This is a genomic window from Stenotrophomonas sp. PA-6-5C (assembly GCF_021605635.1).
In the GTDB taxonomy this organism is placed as follows: domain Bacteria; phylum Pseudomonadota; class Gammaproteobacteria; order Xanthomonadales; family Xanthomonadaceae; genus Stenotrophomonas; species Stenotrophomonas lactitubi.
Map to the genome: position 1 here is coordinate 1 of NZ_WKEE01000059.1, position 18006 is coordinate 18006.

Annotated in this window: 13 protein-coding genes; 9 read left to right on the forward strand and 4 right to left on the reverse strand. The window is 67.8% G+C overall.

All coding sequences use genetic code 11. The features are described 5' to 3' along the window. Positions 1 to 272: 272 nt before the first annotated feature. Entirely contained in the window at positions 273 to 1157 is an 885-nt protein-coding gene (locus GIW57_RS19945; RefSeq protein WP_180166094.1) for an energy transducer TonB, read from the reverse strand. After that, the gene (gshB, locus tag GIW57_RS19950) at positions 1157 to 2104 is read right to left on the reverse strand and encodes a glutathione synthase (RefSeq protein WP_236512471.1); all 948 of its coding nucleotides are present in this window, start codon (positions 2102 to 2104) and stop codon (positions 1157 to 1159) included. Before gshB ends, GIW57_RS19945 begins: the two co-directional genes overlap by 1 nt. Before the next feature lie 240 nt (positions 2105 to 2344). On the opposite strand from gshB, the gene pilG reads away from it, so the two are divergent. The 7 genes from pilG (at position 2345) to GIW57_RS19985 (ending at position 14331) form a co-directional block, all read left to right on the forward strand. Further along, on the forward strand, positions 2345 to 2746 hold the full coding sequence (gene pilG, locus GIW57_RS19955; RefSeq protein ID WP_005418455.1) for a twitching motility response regulator PilG: 402 nt from the start codon (positions 2345 to 2347) through the stop codon (positions 2744 to 2746). 18 nt (positions 2747 to 2764) lie between these two features. Further along, the gene (locus GIW57_RS19960; protein WP_025877749.1) at positions 2765 to 3127 is read left to right on the forward strand and encodes a response regulator; all 363 of its coding nucleotides are present in this window, start codon (positions 2765 to 2767) and stop codon (positions 3125 to 3127) included. After that, the gene (locus tag GIW57_RS19965) at positions 3127 to 3657 is read left to right on the forward strand and encodes a chemotaxis protein CheW (RefSeq protein ID WP_025877750.1); all 531 of its coding nucleotides are present in this window, start codon (positions 3127 to 3129) and stop codon (positions 3655 to 3657) included. Before GIW57_RS19960 ends, GIW57_RS19965 begins: the two co-directional genes overlap by 1 nt. Positions 3658 to 3698: 41 nt before the next feature. After that, positions 3699 to 5735: a methyl-accepting chemotaxis protein gene (locus tag GIW57_RS19970; protein WP_089236528.1), complete on the forward strand. Its 2037-nt coding sequence runs from the start codon at positions 3699 to 3701 to the stop codon at positions 5733 to 5735. Positions 5736 to 5835: 100 nt separating this feature from the next. Beyond that, the gene (locus GIW57_RS19975) at positions 5836 to 12552 is read left to right on the forward strand and encodes an Hpt domain-containing protein (RefSeq protein ID WP_236512473.1); all 6717 of its coding nucleotides are present in this window, start codon (positions 5836 to 5838) and stop codon (positions 12550 to 12552) included. After that, a complete protein-coding gene (locus tag GIW57_RS19980) occupies positions 12539 to 13870 on the forward strand; it encodes a chemotaxis protein CheB (RefSeq protein WP_100460101.1) in 1332 nt (443 codons plus the stop codon). Before GIW57_RS19975 ends, GIW57_RS19980 begins: the two co-directional genes overlap by 14 nt. Next, entirely contained in the window at positions 13867 to 14331 is a 465-nt protein-coding gene (locus GIW57_RS19985; RefSeq protein ID WP_100460094.1) for a chemotaxis protein CheW, read from the forward strand. The genes GIW57_RS19980 and GIW57_RS19985 overlap by 4 nt, the downstream gene beginning before the upstream one ends. Positions 14332 to 14432: 101 nt before the next feature. Here GIW57_RS19985 and GIW57_RS19990 read toward each other — a convergent pair whose 3' ends face one another. Then, positions 14433 to 15170, reverse strand: a complete 738-nt coding sequence (locus tag GIW57_RS19990) for a 16S rRNA (uracil(1498)-N(3))-methyltransferase (RefSeq protein WP_100460093.1) — start codon at positions 15168 to 15170, stop codon at positions 14433 to 14435. Further along, positions 15161 to 16552: an adenosylmethionine--8-amino-7-oxononanoate transaminase gene (gene bioA / locus GIW57_RS19995; RefSeq protein ID WP_236512474.1), complete on the reverse strand. Its 1392-nt coding sequence runs from the start codon at positions 16550 to 16552 to the stop codon at positions 15161 to 15163. Before bioA ends, GIW57_RS19990 begins: the two co-directional genes overlap by 10 nt. Before the next feature lie 77 nt (positions 16553 to 16629). On the opposite strand from bioA, the gene nudE reads away from it, so the two are divergent. After that, entirely contained in the window at positions 16630 to 17193 is a 564-nt protein-coding gene (gene nudE / locus GIW57_RS20000) for an ADP compounds hydrolase NudE (RefSeq protein ID WP_236512476.1), read from the forward strand. Further along, the gene (cysQ, locus tag GIW57_RS20005) at positions 17190 to 17993 is read left to right on the forward strand and encodes a 3'(2'),5'-bisphosphate nucleotidase CysQ (protein WP_100460091.1); all 804 of its coding nucleotides are present in this window, start codon (positions 17190 to 17192) and stop codon (positions 17991 to 17993) included. The genes nudE and cysQ overlap by 4 nt, the downstream gene beginning before the upstream one ends. The last annotated feature ends 13 nt before the right edge of the window (positions 17994 to 18006 follow it).

Here is an 18006-nt window from a genome sequence, read left to right on the forward strand (position 1 = left end):
TTGTTTGTGTTTTTTTTTTTTTTCAAAGCAAAAGCCGGCATACGATTTTAATGGTTCTGTCTGGGGGGCTCGGAGATGTTTATAAGAGCCAGGTGTCGGATGGCGGGGTGTCCGCGGCATGGATGCCGCGGCCAAGCCTACAGGGACGTACTTGCGGCGTCCCCGCCGCCCGACACCGCCCCGCCAAGCCTCAGTACACCGACCGCCGCTCTTGATCTTGCCGTTGCAGTTGCTTCCAGCGGGTCCCGGGCCGCAGGCCCGGGCAGAAACCCTTACCGGTCGTCGCGCAGTTCGCCACCCGGCAGGAACACCCATGTGCGCGTGACCTGCAGGATGTCGATCTGATCGTCGCTGTCGGGCAACGGCGGGAACGGCTGCGCCAGCTGGATCACCCGCAGCGCTGCCTCATCCAGCAAGGGCGTGCCGCTGGAGCGCAGGATGCGGCTGCTTTCAACGCTGCCATCGCGGCGTACCCCCACGCTGATCACCACCTGCCCGCCCAGCCGGCGCTGCCGCGCTTCGTCGGGGTAGTTCAGGTTGCCGACCTGCTCTGCGCGGTCCACCCACGCGCGAAGGTAATTGGCGTAGGCGTATTCGCGCGTACTGGCCGAAACGAATTTCCGGTTCGGGCGCTTTGCGTACTGCGCCGACCGCAGGTGTACTTCCGCTGCCAACCGCGCCATCTCGGCATCGCGCTGTTCGCGTGCGGTCAGTGGTGCATCCGGGGTGGGCTGCAACGGGGTAGGGCGCGACTGTGCCAGGGCCACCGTGTCCTGGCCATTGCGGCTGCTGACCACGCGCGCCTGCGGTGGCGGCACCGGTGCTGCCGACTGTTGCTGCTGCGGTACCGGGCTGATGCCGGACTGCGCCTGCGGCACGATGCCGGCCTGGTTGTCGCGTGGGCGCTGCGCACGATCATGTTCGCCACCGCCCTCCTGGCTGGCGGCGGCCAGGAAATCCGCCTGCTTCGGGGTCAGCGCGGTACGGGTCTGGCTGAAGATCACTTCCAGCGTCGGCACCAGTGGCGCATCGCCTTTCACGGCAAAGCCGACCCCGAGGATCAGCAGGGCGTGCACCAGCACCGACAGGGCGATGGTGGCTCCCAGCCGCTGCGCTTCGCGCGGCGGCGGGGCAAGGACGGCAGGTGCGGCATCCATCAGCGCAGATCGGCCTCGATCGCGTCGAACAGGGTGCCGGCGATGTTCAGGCCGTACTGCGCGTCCAGTTCGCGCACGCAGGTCGGGCTGGTCACGTTGACCTCGGTCAGGTAGTCGCCGATGACGTCCAGGCCGACGAAACGCATGCCACGGCGCTTCATCTCCGGGCCGACCTGGGCGGCGATCCAGCGGTCGCGTTCGCTCAGCGGCCGGCCTTCGCCGCGGCCACCGGCGGCCAGGTTGCCGCGGAACTCATCGCCCTGCGGAATGCGCGCCAGGCAGTAATCGACCGGCTCGCCATCGACCAGCAGGATGCGCTTGTCGCCGGCAGTGATGTCGGGAATGAACTTCTGGGCCAGGGCCAGCTTGCGGCCGCCGTCGGTCAGCGTTTCCAGGATCACGTTCAGGTTGGGGTCGCCCTGGCCGCTGCGGAAGATCGAGCGCCCACCCATGCCATCCAGCGGCTTCAGCACGGCCTGGCCGTGTTCCAGCGCGAAGGCCTTCAGCGCCTTGGCATCGCGGCTGACCAGGGTCGGCGGGCAGCACTGCGGGAACAGCAGCGCGGCCAGCTTCTCGTTGTAGTCGCGCAGGCCCTGTGGGTTGTTGACCACGCAGGCGCCGGCGGCGGCGGCGACATCCAGCACCTGGGTGTCGTAGACGTACTCGGCGTCGACCGGCGGGTCCTTGCGCATCAGCACGACCTGGCCGGGGCCGAATTCAGTCCGGCTGAATGCGCCCAGCTCGTACCAGCCGGCGGGGTCGTCGCGCACCTGCAGGGGGGCGGTCCAGGCCACGGCCACCCCGCCTTCCAGCGCCAGCCCGCCCGGGCGCACGTAGTGCAGGGCGTGGCCGCGGCGCTGGGCTTCCAGCAGCATGGCGAACGTGGTGTCCTTGGCGATCTTGATGTGGGCGATGGGGTCCATCACCACGATGACGTTCAACGGCATGGGTGCACCTGTCAGGCAAGGCGTTGATGGTAGCGGCAACGCCGGCCGTGCGCCTCCCCGGCAATGTGCAACGCAGCGTCCCTTGCCGGGCTGCGCAGTGATTGCCAATCCGGTCACGTTCAGCCCGGCGCCACGCCCCGCGCCACGGAGCGCCCTTGAAGCGGGCGCGGGAAGTGCGATATAGATACGCTTTCGCAGCGGCTCCCGCCAAAGATTGGGCCGCGCGCTTGGGGAATGGCAATGACTGAAAACACGACTGCGGGCGGGGAGCTCGCAGGACTCCGGGTGATGGTCATCGATGACTCGAAGACCATCCGCAGGACTGCGGAAACACTGCTGAAGCGCGAAGGCTGCGAAGTAGTGACCGCAACGGACGGTTTCGAGGCCCTGGCCAAGATCGCCGACCAGCAGCCGCAGATCATCTTCGTCGACATCATGATGCCGCGCCTGGATGGCTACCAGACCTGCGCACTGATCAAGGGCAACCAGCTGTTCAAGGCGACCCCGGTGATCATGCTGTCATCCAAGGATGGTCTGTTCGACAAGGCGCGGGGGCGCATCGTCGGCTCGGAGCAATACCTGACCAAGCCATTCACGCGCGAAGAACTGCTGGGTGCCATCCGCACGTACGTCAACGCCTGACCAGGGGGGAAAGGCACAATGGCTCGTATCGTCCTGATCGAGGATTCACCGACCGACCGCGCGGTGTTCACCCAATGGCTGCGCCGTGCCGGCCATGAGGTGCTGGAAGCGGACAACGCCGAAGATGGCCTGCAGCTGGTCCGCGACCAGGTGCCGCAGCTGGTCCTGATGGACGTGGTGCTGCCGGGCATGAGCGGTTTCCAGGCGACCCGGGCGATGGCCCGCGACGCCGCGATCAAGCACATCCCGGTCATCATCGTCAGCACCAAGGCGATGGAAACCGACAAGGCCTGGGGGCTGCGCCAGGGCGCCGCCGACTACATCGTCAAGCCGCCGCGCGAGGAAGAACTCATCGCGCGGATCAACGAGCTGGTGGCCTGATGCGCTCGCCCTTCGACATTCTTGAAGCCTACGAACGGCGCAGCCTGGCCCACGCGGTGCAGCTGCCCGGGCGACAGTTCGCCCAGGATCTGTGGCGTGGCGTCGGATTCCGTGTCGGCCAGCGCCGGCTGGTGTCCGATTTCCGCGAAGTGGTGGAGATCGTACCGATGCCGCCGGTGACCCCTGTGCCCTGCGCGCAGCCGTGGCTGCTGGGCGTGGGCAACCTGCGCGGCAACCTGTTCCCGGTGGTCGACCTGAAGTACTTCCTGGAAGGTGCGCGCACCGTCCAGCAGGAAGGCCAGCGCGTGCTGATCATGCGCCAGGCCGGTGGCGACGTCGCCCTGACCATCGACGAACTGTTCGGCCAGCGCAGTTTCGAGCTGACCCAGCAGATCGAGGCCGGTTCATTGGCCGAAGGACGCTACGGGCACTTCGTCGATCGCGCTTTCCATGCCGATGGCAACGACTGGGGCGTGTTCTCGCTCTCGCTGCTGTCGCGCACCCCTGAATTCCGGCAAGCCGCGGCCTGAGGCCGGGCATCGCCCCCTGCATTGAAAATCGAGGTTGAACGATGAGTACTGCTTCGGATGCCACCAAGTCCGGCAAGCTGCGGCTGGGCGGCAGCAACCTCTGGCTGGCGCTGCTGGCCCTGTCGATGATCCTGTTCGGCGTGAACACGGGTGTGTCCACCTGGCAGGGCAGCCGCCTGGCCGATGCCGGCTCCAAGGCCGCGGACCTGCAGGTGCTGTCGCAGCAGCTGGCCAACCAGGGTCGTGACGCGGTCGGCGGCAACGCGCAGGCCTTCACCGCCTTCAAGGCCACCCGCAACGCGATCGAGCAGAACGTGTCGACCCTGCAGGGGCGCTACGGCAACGAACCCGGCGTGTCGCGGGCGATCTCGACCCTGGCCGATACCTGGACGCCGCTGGGCAAGCAGGCAGGGCAGCTGGTCGCCAGTGAACCGGCAGTGCTGGCCCTGGCCGGCAACGCCAACAACTTCTCCGGTGCGGTGCCGGGCCTGCAGGCCCAGTTGAACGAACTGGTGCGTGCGATGTCCGCCTCCGGCGCCCCGGCGTCGCAGGTCTACAGTGCCCTGCAGCAGGTGGTGGTGGCCGGTTCGATGGCGCGTCGCGTGACTGAAATCCGCGCCGGCGGCACGGCTGCGGCCGCTGCCGGTGACGCGCTGGCCCGCGACATCACCGTGTTCTCGCAGGTGCTCGATGCGCTGCGCAATGGCAACGAGGATCTGGGCATCACCGCCGTGCGCGGCGCTGCCGCCGTTGCGGCGCTGGAGCAGTCGCAGCAGAAGTGGGAGGCGATGAAACAGGACGCCGACGCGATCCTGGCCAGCTCGCGCCAGCTGTTCGCCGCGCAGTCCGCTGCCGCCACGCTGGGCCAGGGTTCGGCGAAGATGCTGACCGACAGCCGCAAGCTGTTCGAAGCGTTCTCCTCGTTCGGCTCGGTGTCCGACACCCGCCTGTTCCCGAATTTCTGGATCGGCGTGGTATCCGGTGCGCTGTCGCTGATCGCGATCATCGGTTTCGTCTCCACCAACGTGCGCAGCCGCTCGCGCGAGCAGGAACTGCGCTACCAGACACAGGTGGAGTTCAACAGCCGCAACCAGCAGGCGATCATGCGGCTGCTGGATGAAATCTCCTCGCTCGGTGAGGGCGACCTGACGGTGAAAGCCTCGGTGACCGAGGACATGACCGGCGCGATCGCAGACGCCATCAACTACGCGGTGGATGAACTGCGCCACCTGGTGACCACCATCAACGACACCTCGGCCAAGGTCGCGCTGTCGACCCAGGAAACGCAGGCAACGGCGATGCAGCTGGCCGAAGCGGCCGGCCACCAGGCCAACCAGATCACCTCGGCCTCGGACCGGATCGGCGAGATCGCCGCCAGCATCGAGCAGGTATCGCGCAACTCGGCCGAGTCGGCCGACGTGGCACAGCGTTCGGTGGTGATCGCCGCCGAGGGTGCCGGCGTGGTCCGCGAGACCATCCAGGGCATGGACCAGATCCGCGACCAGATCCAGGAAACCTCCAAGCGCATCAAGCGCCTGGGCGAGTCCTCGCAGGAGATCGGCTCGATCGTGGAACTGATCAACGACATTTCAGAGCAGACCAACATCCTGGCGTTGAACGCGGCCGTGCAGGCAGCGTCGGCCGGTGAAGCCGGTCGTGGTTTCGCGGTCGTGGCCGACGAAGTGCAGCGACTGGCAGAGCGCACCTCCGGTGCGACCCGACGCATCGAGAACCTGGTCCAGGCCATCCAGGCCGATACCAACGAAGCGGTCACCTCGATGGAGCAGACCACCGCCGAAGTGGTGTCCGGTGCGCGCCTGGCCGAAGACGCCGGTACCGCGCTGACCGAGATCGAGCGCGTGTCCAACGCACTCAACACCCTCATCAAGAACATCTCCATCGCCGCCCAGCAGCAGTCGTCGGCGGCGTCGGACATCACCCGCACGATGGGCGTGATCCGCCAGATCACCGGTCAGACCTCGCAGGGTGCCGGGCAGACCGCCGAGTCGATCGGCCACCTGGCGCAGCTGGCGGCCGACCTGCGTCGTTCGGTCGCCGACTTCAAGCTGCCGGCGTGACACGGGCAGGGCGGCGAGCAAGGAACCAGTCGATGAAGCATTTCCATTTCCCACGCCAGGATCCGCGCGACCGTCGCGTGGCGGCGACCGGAGCGCATCCATGAGCAGCCTGCGCGATGCGATGAGCCACGCGGCCCTGGGCTGGGTCAAGCCCGAGCTGGACGAGACCCTGCGCCTGGTGCGCAACGAGGTCGAGTACTTCGCCGAAGACCCGGGCGACAGCAGCCGCATGCGCATCTGCGCCGGCTACCTGCACCAGGTGCAGGGCACGCTGCGCATGGTTGAACTGTATGCACCGGCGATGGTGGCCGAAGAGCTGGAACAGCTCGCCGTTGCGGTCGGCAAGGGCGAGGTGGCCGAGCGCGATGAGGCCTGCGCCACCCTGATGCGCGGCAGCGTGCTGCTGCCCGACTACCTGGAGCGCCTGCAGAACGGGCACCGTGATATCCCGATCGTGCTGCAGCCGCTGCTCAATGAGATCCGCGCCGCCCGTGGCGAAGCGCTGATCAACGACAGCGTGCTGTTCGCGTTCGCGCCCGATTCAGTGACCGCCACCGAAGCGGAACTGGACCATGCACGCGGCAGCCTCAGCGGCCGCAACCGCGAACTGCTGGACACCGTCGGCAACGTGGTCAAGGAAGAACTGCTGCAGGTCAAGGACGCCCTCGACCTGCACCTGCGTACCGACGGCGCGCCGCAACAGCTGCAGGAGCAGGTGACCAAGCTTGGCTCGGTGGCCGATACCCTGGGCATGCTCGGCCTGGGCGCCGCGCGCGGCGTGGTCGAGCAGCAGCGTGATGCACTGCGCGGGGTTGTCGAAGGCCGCCAGCAGATCGACGAAGACATGCTGCTGGATATCGCCGGTGCGCTGCTTTATGTCGATGCATCGCTGGACGATCAGGTCGCACACCTCGGTGCCAGTGGCAGTGGTCAGGATGATCCGAGCGCTGTGGAGAACCGGCGCACGGTGGAAGTGCTGGCGCACGAGGCGATCGCCAATTTCGCCGCCGCCCGCGAGCATTTCGTCGCCTTCATTGAAACCAGCTGGAACCACGCCGAACTGCAGGACGTGCCGCGCCTGCTCGGCGATGTCTCCGGCGCATTGCGGATGCTCGACCTGGGCACCGCTGCCGACTACCTGCGCGGCGTGCAGCAGTACATCGAAGCTGAACTGATCGGCCGCCAGCGCGTGCCCAGCGGACGCCAGCTGGACACCCTGGCCGATGCCATGGCCAGCCTGGAGTACTACCTGGAAGCCCTGCGCGACCGCCGTCCGGGTCGCGAGGACATCCTCGACATCACCCGCAGCAGCCTGGAAGCGCTGCGCTACTGGCCGCTGCCCGAGCGTGGCGTGGCCGAAGCCGAAGCCGAAGCCGAAGCTGTGCAGCCGGTCGAGCGCGAAGCCGTGCCTGTGTCGGCCGTGCCGCTGCAGATCGAACCGCTGGACGCCATCGTGCAGGCCGCCGCGCCGACGCCGGGCGACGTGCCCGCCTCGCTGCCCGATTTCACCTTTGATCCGCTGCCGGAGGCCCCGGCCGCCGACAACGGCCTGATGTTCGGATCGCTGGCTACGCCGGCAGTTCCTGCCGAACTGCGCGACACCCCGGCGCCCCTGTTGTTCGCGGCCTCCAGTGCACCCGCGCCGGAAGTGCCGCAGTGGGAGCTGGGTGGATTCGACGCGCCGGCAGGTACGGCTGCGGAACACGGCGACGAGCGTGCGCCGACGTTCGCCAGCTTCGATCCGGTCAGCTTCGATCCGGTGTCCGCCGAACAGTCCAACACCGCTGCCTGGACGTTGTCCGAAGCGCCCGCGCGGGAAGAGGGCGACACGCAGGTAACCGCCGTAGACGGCAACGATGACGCCCTCCCGGCGACCTCGTTGGACGAGGCGTTGTTTGCTGTGCCGCTGGATGCGGTCATTTCGCCAGCGTTCGATCCGGTTGCCGCCGAACAGGACGGCCAGCCGCTGCTGAACGACGATGTGGTGTTCCGTTTCGACAGCAGCCTGCTGGACAACGCCGATGACGTGCTGTCGCTGGAGGCGATGGAAACGCTGTCGCTGGACGACGAACAGGAGTCGCCTGCGACGCTGGAACTCATTGACGCAGTTGCGGTGCCGCAGGCCGACGATGGCCTGCCCGTCGCCGAACTGAGCGACGCCACCACCGAGACCGAGGCTGAGGCTTACATCGCACCGGCCGCTGATCTGCGCGGGTCCGAAGACCTGCCTGCTTCGGTGGCTGCGCCGACCGTGTCTCTGGTCGATGTGGATACCATCGCGCCAATCGACTTCAGCGAGGCCGATGCGCAGTTCTTCGCAGAACTGAATGCCGCCGCCGCCGACTTCAATCCCCAGGCCGTGCAGGCAACTGCCGGGGCGACCGAAACCGTACCGTCGGCTGTGGCCGAGGGCGGGTTCGATGCGGGTTTCGACGACGATGCCGAAAACATCGACCAGGACATCCGCGAGGTGTTCCTGGAAGAATTCGACGACGAGCTGGGCAATCTCGGCACGCTGCTGCCGGCCTGGCGCATGCAGCCGGACAACATGGATCGGCTGCGGCCGATCCGGCGCATTTTCCACACACTGAAGGGCAGTGGCCGCCTGGTCGGCGCACGTACCCTGGGTGAGTTCGCGTGGAGGATCGAGGGCATGCTCAATCGCGTGCTCGATGGCACCCGTGCCCCCACGCCGGCGGTGTTGGCGATGGTCGATCACGCATACACGGCACTGCCGCAGTTGAACGCGGCACTGCGCGATGGCCAGCGGGTCAGCGTCGACCTGCAGGCGATGCAGGCCATCGCCGATCGCGTTGCTGCAGGCGAAGAGACGTTCTACGTTGCGCTGCCGGGCGCTGCTGTGCCGACGGTGGTGGCAGCGTCCGATGTTGTCGAGCCGCTGGGCAGCACCGAACCGGTTGTCGATGCTCCGGCAGAGAGCGCTGTCGAAGCGTCGGGTACCCCGGCCAACATCGACAGCGTGCTGCGAGAGATCCTGGAGGCCGAGGTGGAACTGCACCAGGCCACGCTGCAGGGCTGGTTGCGTTCTGCGCAGCAGGCGCCGCAGCCGGTCAGCGACGCACTGCTGCGTGCGGTGCACACCATGAACGGCGCCTTCGCGATGACCGAAGTGCCGGAGATCACCGCCGTTACCGGCGGCGCCGAGTCGTACATCAAGCGCGCGCTGGCCGCCGAGGTGGTGCCGGGTGATGACGCTGTGGCGGCCCTGGACGAGACCGCGCAGGCGATCAACGCGACCATGGACGCGCTGCAGGCCGAGCAGCCGCGGATTGCGCCGCAGGCTGAACTGGCGCAGCGCCTGCAGGCGCTGGCCGGCGAGCTGCCGGAAGCACGCTGGCCGATGACCGGGCTGGACGTCGAGGATGAGGACGAAGACGACCAACTGCTTTCGCTGGTCGCCGATGCCGATACCGATACCGATGTCGTCGTGTCGACGCATGAGGTCGGGATCGAGCCGGAAGCCGGGCGTGATACCGATGATGTCGATGCCGCCGATGCCGCCGATGCCGCCGATGCCGCCGATGCCGACGTGCTGGATGCAGTGCAGGTCAGCGAGGACGCGTTGAGCGACGCGGGCCTGGAGTCCGCTGAGTTGACGGGCAGCGATGATCTGTCGCGCTACTTCGACGCAGGGTGGCCTTCGATGCCGGACGCCCCGGCACCGGAATCGACGTTGCAAGTGGCTGCCGCCACGCTCGTTGCCGCGGAGATTGAAGCCGGACAGGCGGTGGCGGCATCGGAAGACACTGCGTTGGAAGACGCCGCGTTGACCGCGGTGGATGATCTGTCGCCGTATCTGGATGCCAGCGCGCTGCCGGTTGATGACCGCGATCTGGATGTCGCAAACGACCTGAATACGCCACTGCCCTCTACACCTGAAACAGCGGTGGATGAAGACGCTGCTGCAGTGCCGCTCGACAGCGAGCCGTCCAGCCTGCAGGATGAAATGGCTGTGCCGGGCTTCGCAGACCCGATCACGCTGGAAGCCGCGCTCGAGGCCGGTCTTCACGTGATCGACGAGGAGCAGGATCGGGACGAAGACGGGCAATGGCCCGTGCTCGGTCTGCAGGCCAGCGAACTCGCGCCTGGCGAGGCGGAAGCCTTTGCCGAGGATGCGGACGTCGGCGGGGAGGCGGCGGTCGGTGAAGGAGAGAGCACCGACCAGCCGTCCCCGGCGACGGTGGAAGACGTCGGGCCGGTGGAGACGGCGCAGGACGCCATTTCGCCCTCGCGCTTCTTCGAACTGGAAGATGCTCCGGGCCACCCTGTCGTGGCGGACAGCGGCATGATCGTGGTGCCGATCGCGATGGAGGCTGCGGCGATCGACGCCGAACCTGTCGCCGTCGACAGCGCCGATGCGGTGGTGCCGGCGGACACGGCTCCGCTCGACGCCCAGACCGAGTCCGAATCCGAATCCGAATCCGAAGACAGCGCCGACCTGCTCGACTTCAGCGTCTATGACCGCGAGCTGGTCGACATCTTCGTCGAGGAAGGCAAGGACCTGCTGGATCATTGCGATGGGCTGATCAGCGAACTGCGCGAAGCGCCGCAGGACCGCGAAGCCCTGGCCGGCCTGCAGCGCGATCTGCATACGCTGAAGGGCGGTGCGCGCATGGCGGGCATCAATGCCATCGGCGATCTCGGCCACAGCATCGAATCGTTGCTGGAGGCCGTCGCTGGCGGGCGCACCGAGATCGAACGTCGTGACGTGCAGTTGCTGGAGCGCGGTTTTGACCGCCTGCACCAGCTGCTGACGCGCACTGGTGAACATCGCGTTGTCGAGCCGGCACAGGATCTGCTCGATGCCTTTGAAGCACGCACCACGACCGACATCGCCGCCGCTGCCAGCGCAGCTGCAGCCGCTGCTGCCACCGAGGCGGAGCAGACTCCGCAGGCGACTCCGGCCGCGGCCGTGGTCGATGCGCCGCTGTCGGCCCCGTTGCCGGTGGAAGGCTCTACCGACGAAGACCCGCTGGCCCGTCCGCAGCAGGAACAGGTACGTGTGCGCGCCGACCTGCTCGACCGCCTGGTCAACCATGCCGGTGAAGTGGCGATCTACCGTTCGCGCCTGGAACAGCAGCTCGGTGCCTTCCGCGGCGCGATGGGCGAGCTGGAACGCACCAACGCGCGTCTTCGCGACCAGCTGCGTCGCCTGGACCTGGAAACCGAAGCGCAGATCGTTGCCCGCTACCAGCGCGAGCAGGACCAGGCCGACCACAAGTTCGATCCGCTGGAACTGGACCGTTTCTCCACCCTGCAGCAGCTCAGCCGCGCGCTGAACGAGTCCGCCGCCGATCTGGGAGGCCTGCAGGGCGTGCTGGACGATCTGTCGCGCCAGTACGATTCGCTCCTGCAGCAGCAGTCGCGTGTCAGCTCGGAACTGCAGGATGGCCTGATGCGCGCGCGCATGGTGCCGTTCGACGGCCTGGTGCCGCGCCTGCGCCGGGTGGTCCGCCAGGCCGGCATGGACACCGGCAAGCAGGTCCACCTGACCCTGGAAGGCACCCACGGCGAACTCGACCGCAACGTGCTTGATCGCATGGTTGCGCCGCTGGAGCACATGCTGCGCAACTCGGTTGCCCACGGTCTGGAAGCACCGGAGCAGCGTCGTGCCGCCGGCAAGCCGGAAGAAGGCGAAATCGCCATCCGCCTGCATCGCGAGGGCTCGGAAATCGTGCTGGACGTGGCCGACGATGGCGCTGGCCTGGATCGCGAAGCGATCCGCCGTCGCGCCATCGAACGCGGCCTGTTGCCTGCCGATGCGCAGCCGAGCGAGCAGGAGCTGGACAACCTGATCTTCGCTTCGGGCTTCTCCACCGCCGACCAGGTCAGCCAGCTGGCGGGCCGTGGCGTCGGCATGGACGTGGTCGGCAACGAAGTGCGCCAGCTCGGCGGCTCGGTCGACATCCAGTCGGTACGTGGCCAGGGCGTGCGTTTCACCCTGCGCCTGCCGCAGACGCTGGCGGTCACCCAGGCGGTGTTCGTGCAGATCGGCGAAACCACCTTCGCGGTACCGGTGGCCTCGGTCAGTGGTATCGGCCGGCTGTCGCACGAACGCTTCGAAGCGGCCGACAGCAGCTACCGCTACAGCGGCGAAGACTATCCGCTGTACGACCTCGGCAGTCTGGTCGGCCAGGCCCCGGCGCGCGCCGACGGCCAGGCCCAGGTGCCGCTGCTGCTGGTCCGCGCTGGCGACCTGCGTGCCGCCGTCGCGATCGATCAGGTGCTGGGCAACCGCGAAGTCGTGGTCAAGCCTGTGGGCCTGCAGATCGCCTCGGTACCGGGCATCTATGGTGCCACCATCACCGGCGATGGCCGCGTGGTGGTGATCCTGGACGTGGCCCCGCTGGTGCGTCGCTTCCTGGCCAACCCGACTGCACCGGTGCTGATCAACGCGCCGCGCCAGGAACGGCAGGTGCCGCTGGTGATGGTGGTGGACGATTCGCTGACCATGCGCAAGGTCACCGGCCGCATCCTGGAGCGTCACAACTTCGAGGTGAGCGTCGCCCGCGATGGCGTCGAAGCCCTGGAGCAGCTGGAAGAGCGCGTGCCGGACCTGATGCTGCTGGACATCGAAATGCCGCGGATGGACGGCTACGAGCTGGCTACCGCAATGCGCGCCGACCCGCGCTACAAGGACGTGCCGATCGTGATGATCACCTCGCGCAGCGGCGACAAGCACCGCCAGCGCGCCTTCGAAATCGGTGTGCAGCGCTACCTGGGCAAGCCTTACCAGGAGCTGGACCTGATGCGTAACGTGTACGACTTGCTGGGGATTGCCCGTGTCCGTGAGTGACCTCGATCCGGTTCCGGCCGTAGCCCTGCTGGCCCGCCCGGGCGCGGCGCGTGAGCGCCTGCGCGAGGCGTTGGCCCATGCCGACGTGCAGATCGTGCTGGAAGACGATCCCATCACGCTGGAGCCGCAGGCGCTGCATGATGCACGCCCGCAGTTCGTGGTGATCGCGCTGGAAGCGGCCATTGAAGATGCGCTGGAGCGCCTGGAACCGGCGCTGTCGGCGCCCGGCTTGACCCTGGTGTTCGACGAGGCTGAACTGGCCGCGCGTCGCGATGGTTGGGAAGCGCAGCGCTGGGGCCGCCACCTGGCCGCCAAGCTGCACGGCCACCAGCAGGTGCTGCCGCCGGGCGCCGAGGACGAACCGGCACTGCAGCTTGAGCCGGGCCGGCCGTCGACGCCGCCGGTGCCGAAGGAAGCCGCGCTGCAGCCGCACCTGGAACAGGCCCGTTCGTGGGCCGACGACGTCCCGGCGGATGGCCTCTATTCGCCGCCGGCACATCTGCATGAGCCGATTGCGCTGGAGCAGGCACTGGCGGCGCTGCAGCCGGTGCTGCCGGAGACGGCGACGCCGGCTGATGCAGCGCCTGCGCCGCCGCCGGTACCGGCAGCTCCACCGAGGGTGTTCACCGACCACACGGCCTGGTCGCTGGTCGACGAGGCCAGCGACGCGCCGGCAGATCCGCGTGCTGCTGCTACGGTCGCCGCGCCGGAACCGGCATTCGACACCGAGCATCTTTCACTGGTCGACCTGGACGCCGCCGCACCCGCAGGCAGCCGCGCTGGTGCGCTGCTGGTACTGGCTGGTATCGGCGGTCCTGATGCGTTGCGCCGCCTGCTCGCGGCACTGCCCAGCGGGCTGGCCGTGCCAGTGCTGGTGCACATGCGCCTGGACGGCGGCCGCTACGGCAATCTGGTCAAGCAGATGGCGCGCGTATCGGCGCTGCCGGTGCAGTTGGCCGAAGCCGGACAGCGCGCCACCGCGGGCGAAGTGCACGTGCTGGCCGATGACATCGGCGTGCACGCCGCCGCCGATGGCCTGTATTTCCAGAGCGAAGCGCAGGGCATCTCGATTGCCGCGTTGTCGGCCGAGCACAGCGCGCTGGTGCTGCTCAGTGGTGCCGATCTGGCCCATGTCGGCCCGGCGTTGGACCTCGCCGCCGCCGGCGCCTGGGTAGCCGGGCAGGTGGGAGAAGGCTGCTACGACCCGGCTGCGGCGACGGCCGTGGTTGCTGCCGGCATGGTGGCCGGTGAACCGCAGGAACTGGCGCAGGTGATCGCCGCGCGCTGGGGCCTGGATGACGACGGAGATGCCGCATGAGCTACGCCAGCAATGATGAGATCCGTGGCGTCCTGATCTCGGCCGGTGCCGAACGGGTCCTGCTGCCCAATGCGACCGTGGCCGAGATGATGTCGCGGGTACCGGTGCAGGCGGTGGCCGACGCTCCGCGCTGGCTGGTGGGTGAGATCGGCTGGCACGGCTGGCAGGTGCCCCTGGTGTCGTTCGCACGGCTCTCCGGGCTGGGCGAAGAGACGGTGGCCGGCCACAACAAGGTGGTGGTGCTCAAGACCCTCAGCGGCAACCCGGAGCGTCCCTACTACGCGCTGTTGACGCAGAGCTTCCCGCAGCTGATCTCGGTACCGCGCGATGGCCTGCTGGCCGACGCATCCGAGGAAAACCTGCCCGACATCGTGCACATGCGCGTGCTGCTGGGCGAACAGAGCGCGCTGTTGCCGAATCTCGACGCACTGGAAGCCGCGCTGGATACGCTGACGGCGTGACCGGAATCCGCCGGGCATGGCCCGGCGCTACCGCAGGCGTTCCTGATATCGAGTAGCGCCGGGCCATGCCCGGCGAGCGCAGCGGCCACCGGACCGGAGCCTTATCCCAGATCGCCCAGCCGTGCCTGCAATGCCGCGATCGCGGCCAGGCCTGCGGTTTCCGTGCGCAGGATGCGTGGGCCCAACTGCAGGCCCTGGAAGCCTGCGGCCGCCAGCTGCTCACGGTCACGCGGCGACCAGCCACCTTCGGGGCCGATGGCGATCACCACGCCGCCGGCCGGCGCCGCCTGCAGGGTCGACAGCCGGTGCGCTCCCAGCGGGTCCAGGGTCAACCGCAACGTGTCGGCTGGCAGTGCCGCACTGGCCTGTGCCAGCGACTGCGGCGGCCCGACCTGCGGAATGCGCGCACGGCCGGATTGCCCGCAGGCCGACTGCACCACGTTGTTCCAGTGCGCCACGCGCTTTTCCGCGCGCGCTGCATCCAGCTTCACCTCGGTACGCTCGGCATTCACCGGCACGATGGCGCTCACCCCCAGTTCGGTGGCCTTCTGCAGGATCAGGTCCATCTTCTCGCCGCGTGCGATGCCCTGCAGCAAGGTGATGGTCAGCGGCGATTCGTTGGTGATCGGCTGCACCTGGTCGATGCGCACCTGCACTTCGCGCTTGCCGGCCAGCGTCAGCGTCGCGGTGTAGTCGTGACCATCGCCGTTGAACAGCACGCAGGTGTCACCTTCGCGCAGGCGCATCACCCGCACCAGGTGGTTGGCCGTCTCTTCCGGCAGGGTCACGGTCTGGCCGCTGTGCAGCGCCAGGTCGATGGGGCAGCGGGTCACGCGCATGCAATCGCCTCGTCGATGGCTGCCAGCGTCGTATGCGCCAGCAGCTCCAGTTGTTCGTCGTCCAGGCAGTACGGTGGCATCCAGTACAGCACGTTGCCCAGCGGGCGCAGCACCACGCCGCGCTTCAGCGCCGCCTTGTAGGCATGCAGCCCCAGCTTCAGCGCCGGATCGAAGGGCGTGCGCTTGTCGCCGTTGCGGGTCAGTTCGAAGGCCACCACCATCCCGGCCTGGCGCACATCGGCCACGTGTGGATGGTCGGCGAACGGTGCGGCCAGGGTCCCCATCACCGAGGCGATGCCGCGGTTGCGCGCGATCACATCGTCGTCGTGGAAGATGTCCAGCGTGGCCAACGCCGCCGCACAGGCCAGCGGGTTGCCGGTATAGCTGTGCGAATGCAGGAAGGCGCGTTCGCGCGAATCATCAAGGAACGCGTCGTACAGCGCCTGCGTGGCCAGCACCGCAGCCAAGGGCAGGAACCCGCCGGTCAGGCCCTTGGACAGGCACAGCAGATCGGGCATCACCCCGGCCTGCTCGCAGGCGAACATCGTGCCGGTGCGGCCGAAGCCGGTGGCGATCTCGTCGGCGATCAGGAAGGCGCCATGGGCATCGCACAGCTCACGCGCACGCTGCAGATAGGCCGGATCGTGCATGCGCATGCCACCGGCGCACTGCAGCCGCGGCTCCAGGATCACCGCGCAGATTTCACCCGGATGCTGGTCGAACAGCGTGGCCAAGCCGTCGGCGGCCTGGCGCGCGCGGTCGGCCGCACTCTGCCCGGGCTCGGCCAGGTAGGCGTCGGGCGAGGGCGCGAACAGGCCTTCGGCCAGCAACGGTGCATAGACGCGGCGATACAGCGGGATGTCGGCCAGTGCGAGGGCACCCAGCGTCTCGCCGTGGTAGCCGTTCTCCAGCGAGACGAAGCGCGTGCGCCGGGTCTCTCCGCGGTTCTGGAAGTACTGGAAGGCCATCTTCAGTGCCACTTCGACGCCGGCCGAGCCATTGTCGGCGTAGAACACCTTCGCCAGCGGCGCGCGGCCGGGCTGGCGCGGCGCGAGGGCCAACAGGCGTTCAGCCAAGGTGATCGCCGGTTCATGGCCGAAGCCGGCCAGCATCACCTGCTCCAACTGTCCGGCCTGGGCGGCGATGGCACCACCAATGCGCGGCTCGGCGTGGCCGAACAGGTTGGTCCACCAGCTGCTGACGGCGTCCAGGTAGCGGTTGCCGTCGTGATCGATCAGCCAGGCGCCTTCGCCGCGGGCGATCGGCACCAGCGGCAACGTGTGCGGATGCTCGCGCATCTGCGTGCACGGGTGCCACAGCACCTGGAGGTCGCGTTGCCGCCAGTGCTGGACCAGCGGAGAGGGGGTTGGGTCTGCTAGCATTTCGGGCTCATGAACATGTTGCTGCCTGCACATTCTATCGGCCTCGGCGCATGCGCCGGCTGCCACGGAGATTCCGCATGAACGATGACCGCGCCAGGCGTCCTCTGCCGATCATCCATCGGATCACCGACGAGGAGAACGGGCCCTTCCAGCGCCAGCACCTGGATCTGGAGTTCTCCAACGGCGAACGCCGCCGCTTCGAACGCCTGGTCAGCCGTGGCCATGGCGCGGTGGTGGTGGTGCCGATGCTCGATGATGAAACCGTGCTGCTGGTGCGTGAATACGCGGCCGGCATGCATCGCTACGAGCTTGGCCTGGTCAAGGGCCGGATCGATGCCGGCGAAACGCCGGAGCAGGCCGCCGACCGTGAACTGAAGGAAGAGGCCGGCTATGGCGCACGGCAGGTCGACGTGCTGCGCGCGATGACCCTGGCGCCGACCTACATGAGCCATCAATCCTGGCTGGTGGTCGCGCGCGACCTGTATCCGGAGAAGCTGGCCGGAGACGAGCCGGAGGAACTGGAAGTGGTGCCGTGGAAGCTGGCCGATCTGGACCAGCTGATGCTGCGCGAGGATTTTTCCGAAGGGCGTTCGCTGGCGGCACTGTTCATCGCCCGCCAGTGGCTGCGGGGAGCACGATGATCAAGCTGACCACGGAACTGCGCGAGACCGCGATCGCCATCGCCCAAGAAGCCGGGCAGGCCATCATGCAGATCTACAGCAACGGTTTCGACGTGACACTCAAGGACGACGACAGCCCGGTCACCGCTGCCGACCTCGCTGCCGACCGGGTGATCCAGCAGGGGCTGCGCCAGCTGACCCCGGACCTGCCGATCCTGTCGGAGGAGTCGCCGCTGGTGCCGTGGGAGCAGCGCCAGCACTGGGGCGCCTACTGGCTGGTCGACCCGCTTGATGGCACCCGTGATTTCGTCAAGCGCAATGGCGAATTCAGCGTCAACATCGCGCTGATCTACCAGGGCGCCCCGGCCTTCGGCGTGGTCCAGTCGCCGGTCACCGGCATTGTCTGGCACGCGATGCGGGGCGAGCTGGCGTATCGCCGGCAGGGCGTACATGACACCGTACTGCGTACCCGTACACCTGCGACTGCGCCGCTGCGGGTCGCCGCAAGCCGTTCGCATCGCTCAGCCGAGACGAATGCGTTGCTGGCCCGGATGGGTGACATCGAGACCGTGGTGCAGGGCTCTTCGCTGAAGTTCTGCCGGATCGCCGAAGGCGGACTGGATGTCTATCCGCGGCTGGGCCCGACCTCCGAATGGGATACCGCTGCCGGCCAGTGCGTGCTGCACGCGGCTGGTGGTGCGGTGCTCGCGGTTGGCACCGGCAAGCCGTTCCGCTACAACCGCCGGCCGACGCTGTTGAACGGTGAGTTCATGGCGCTGGGCGATACCAGCCTGCCGTGGCGGGACTGGTTGTCCGATTGATCCAGGAGAAACG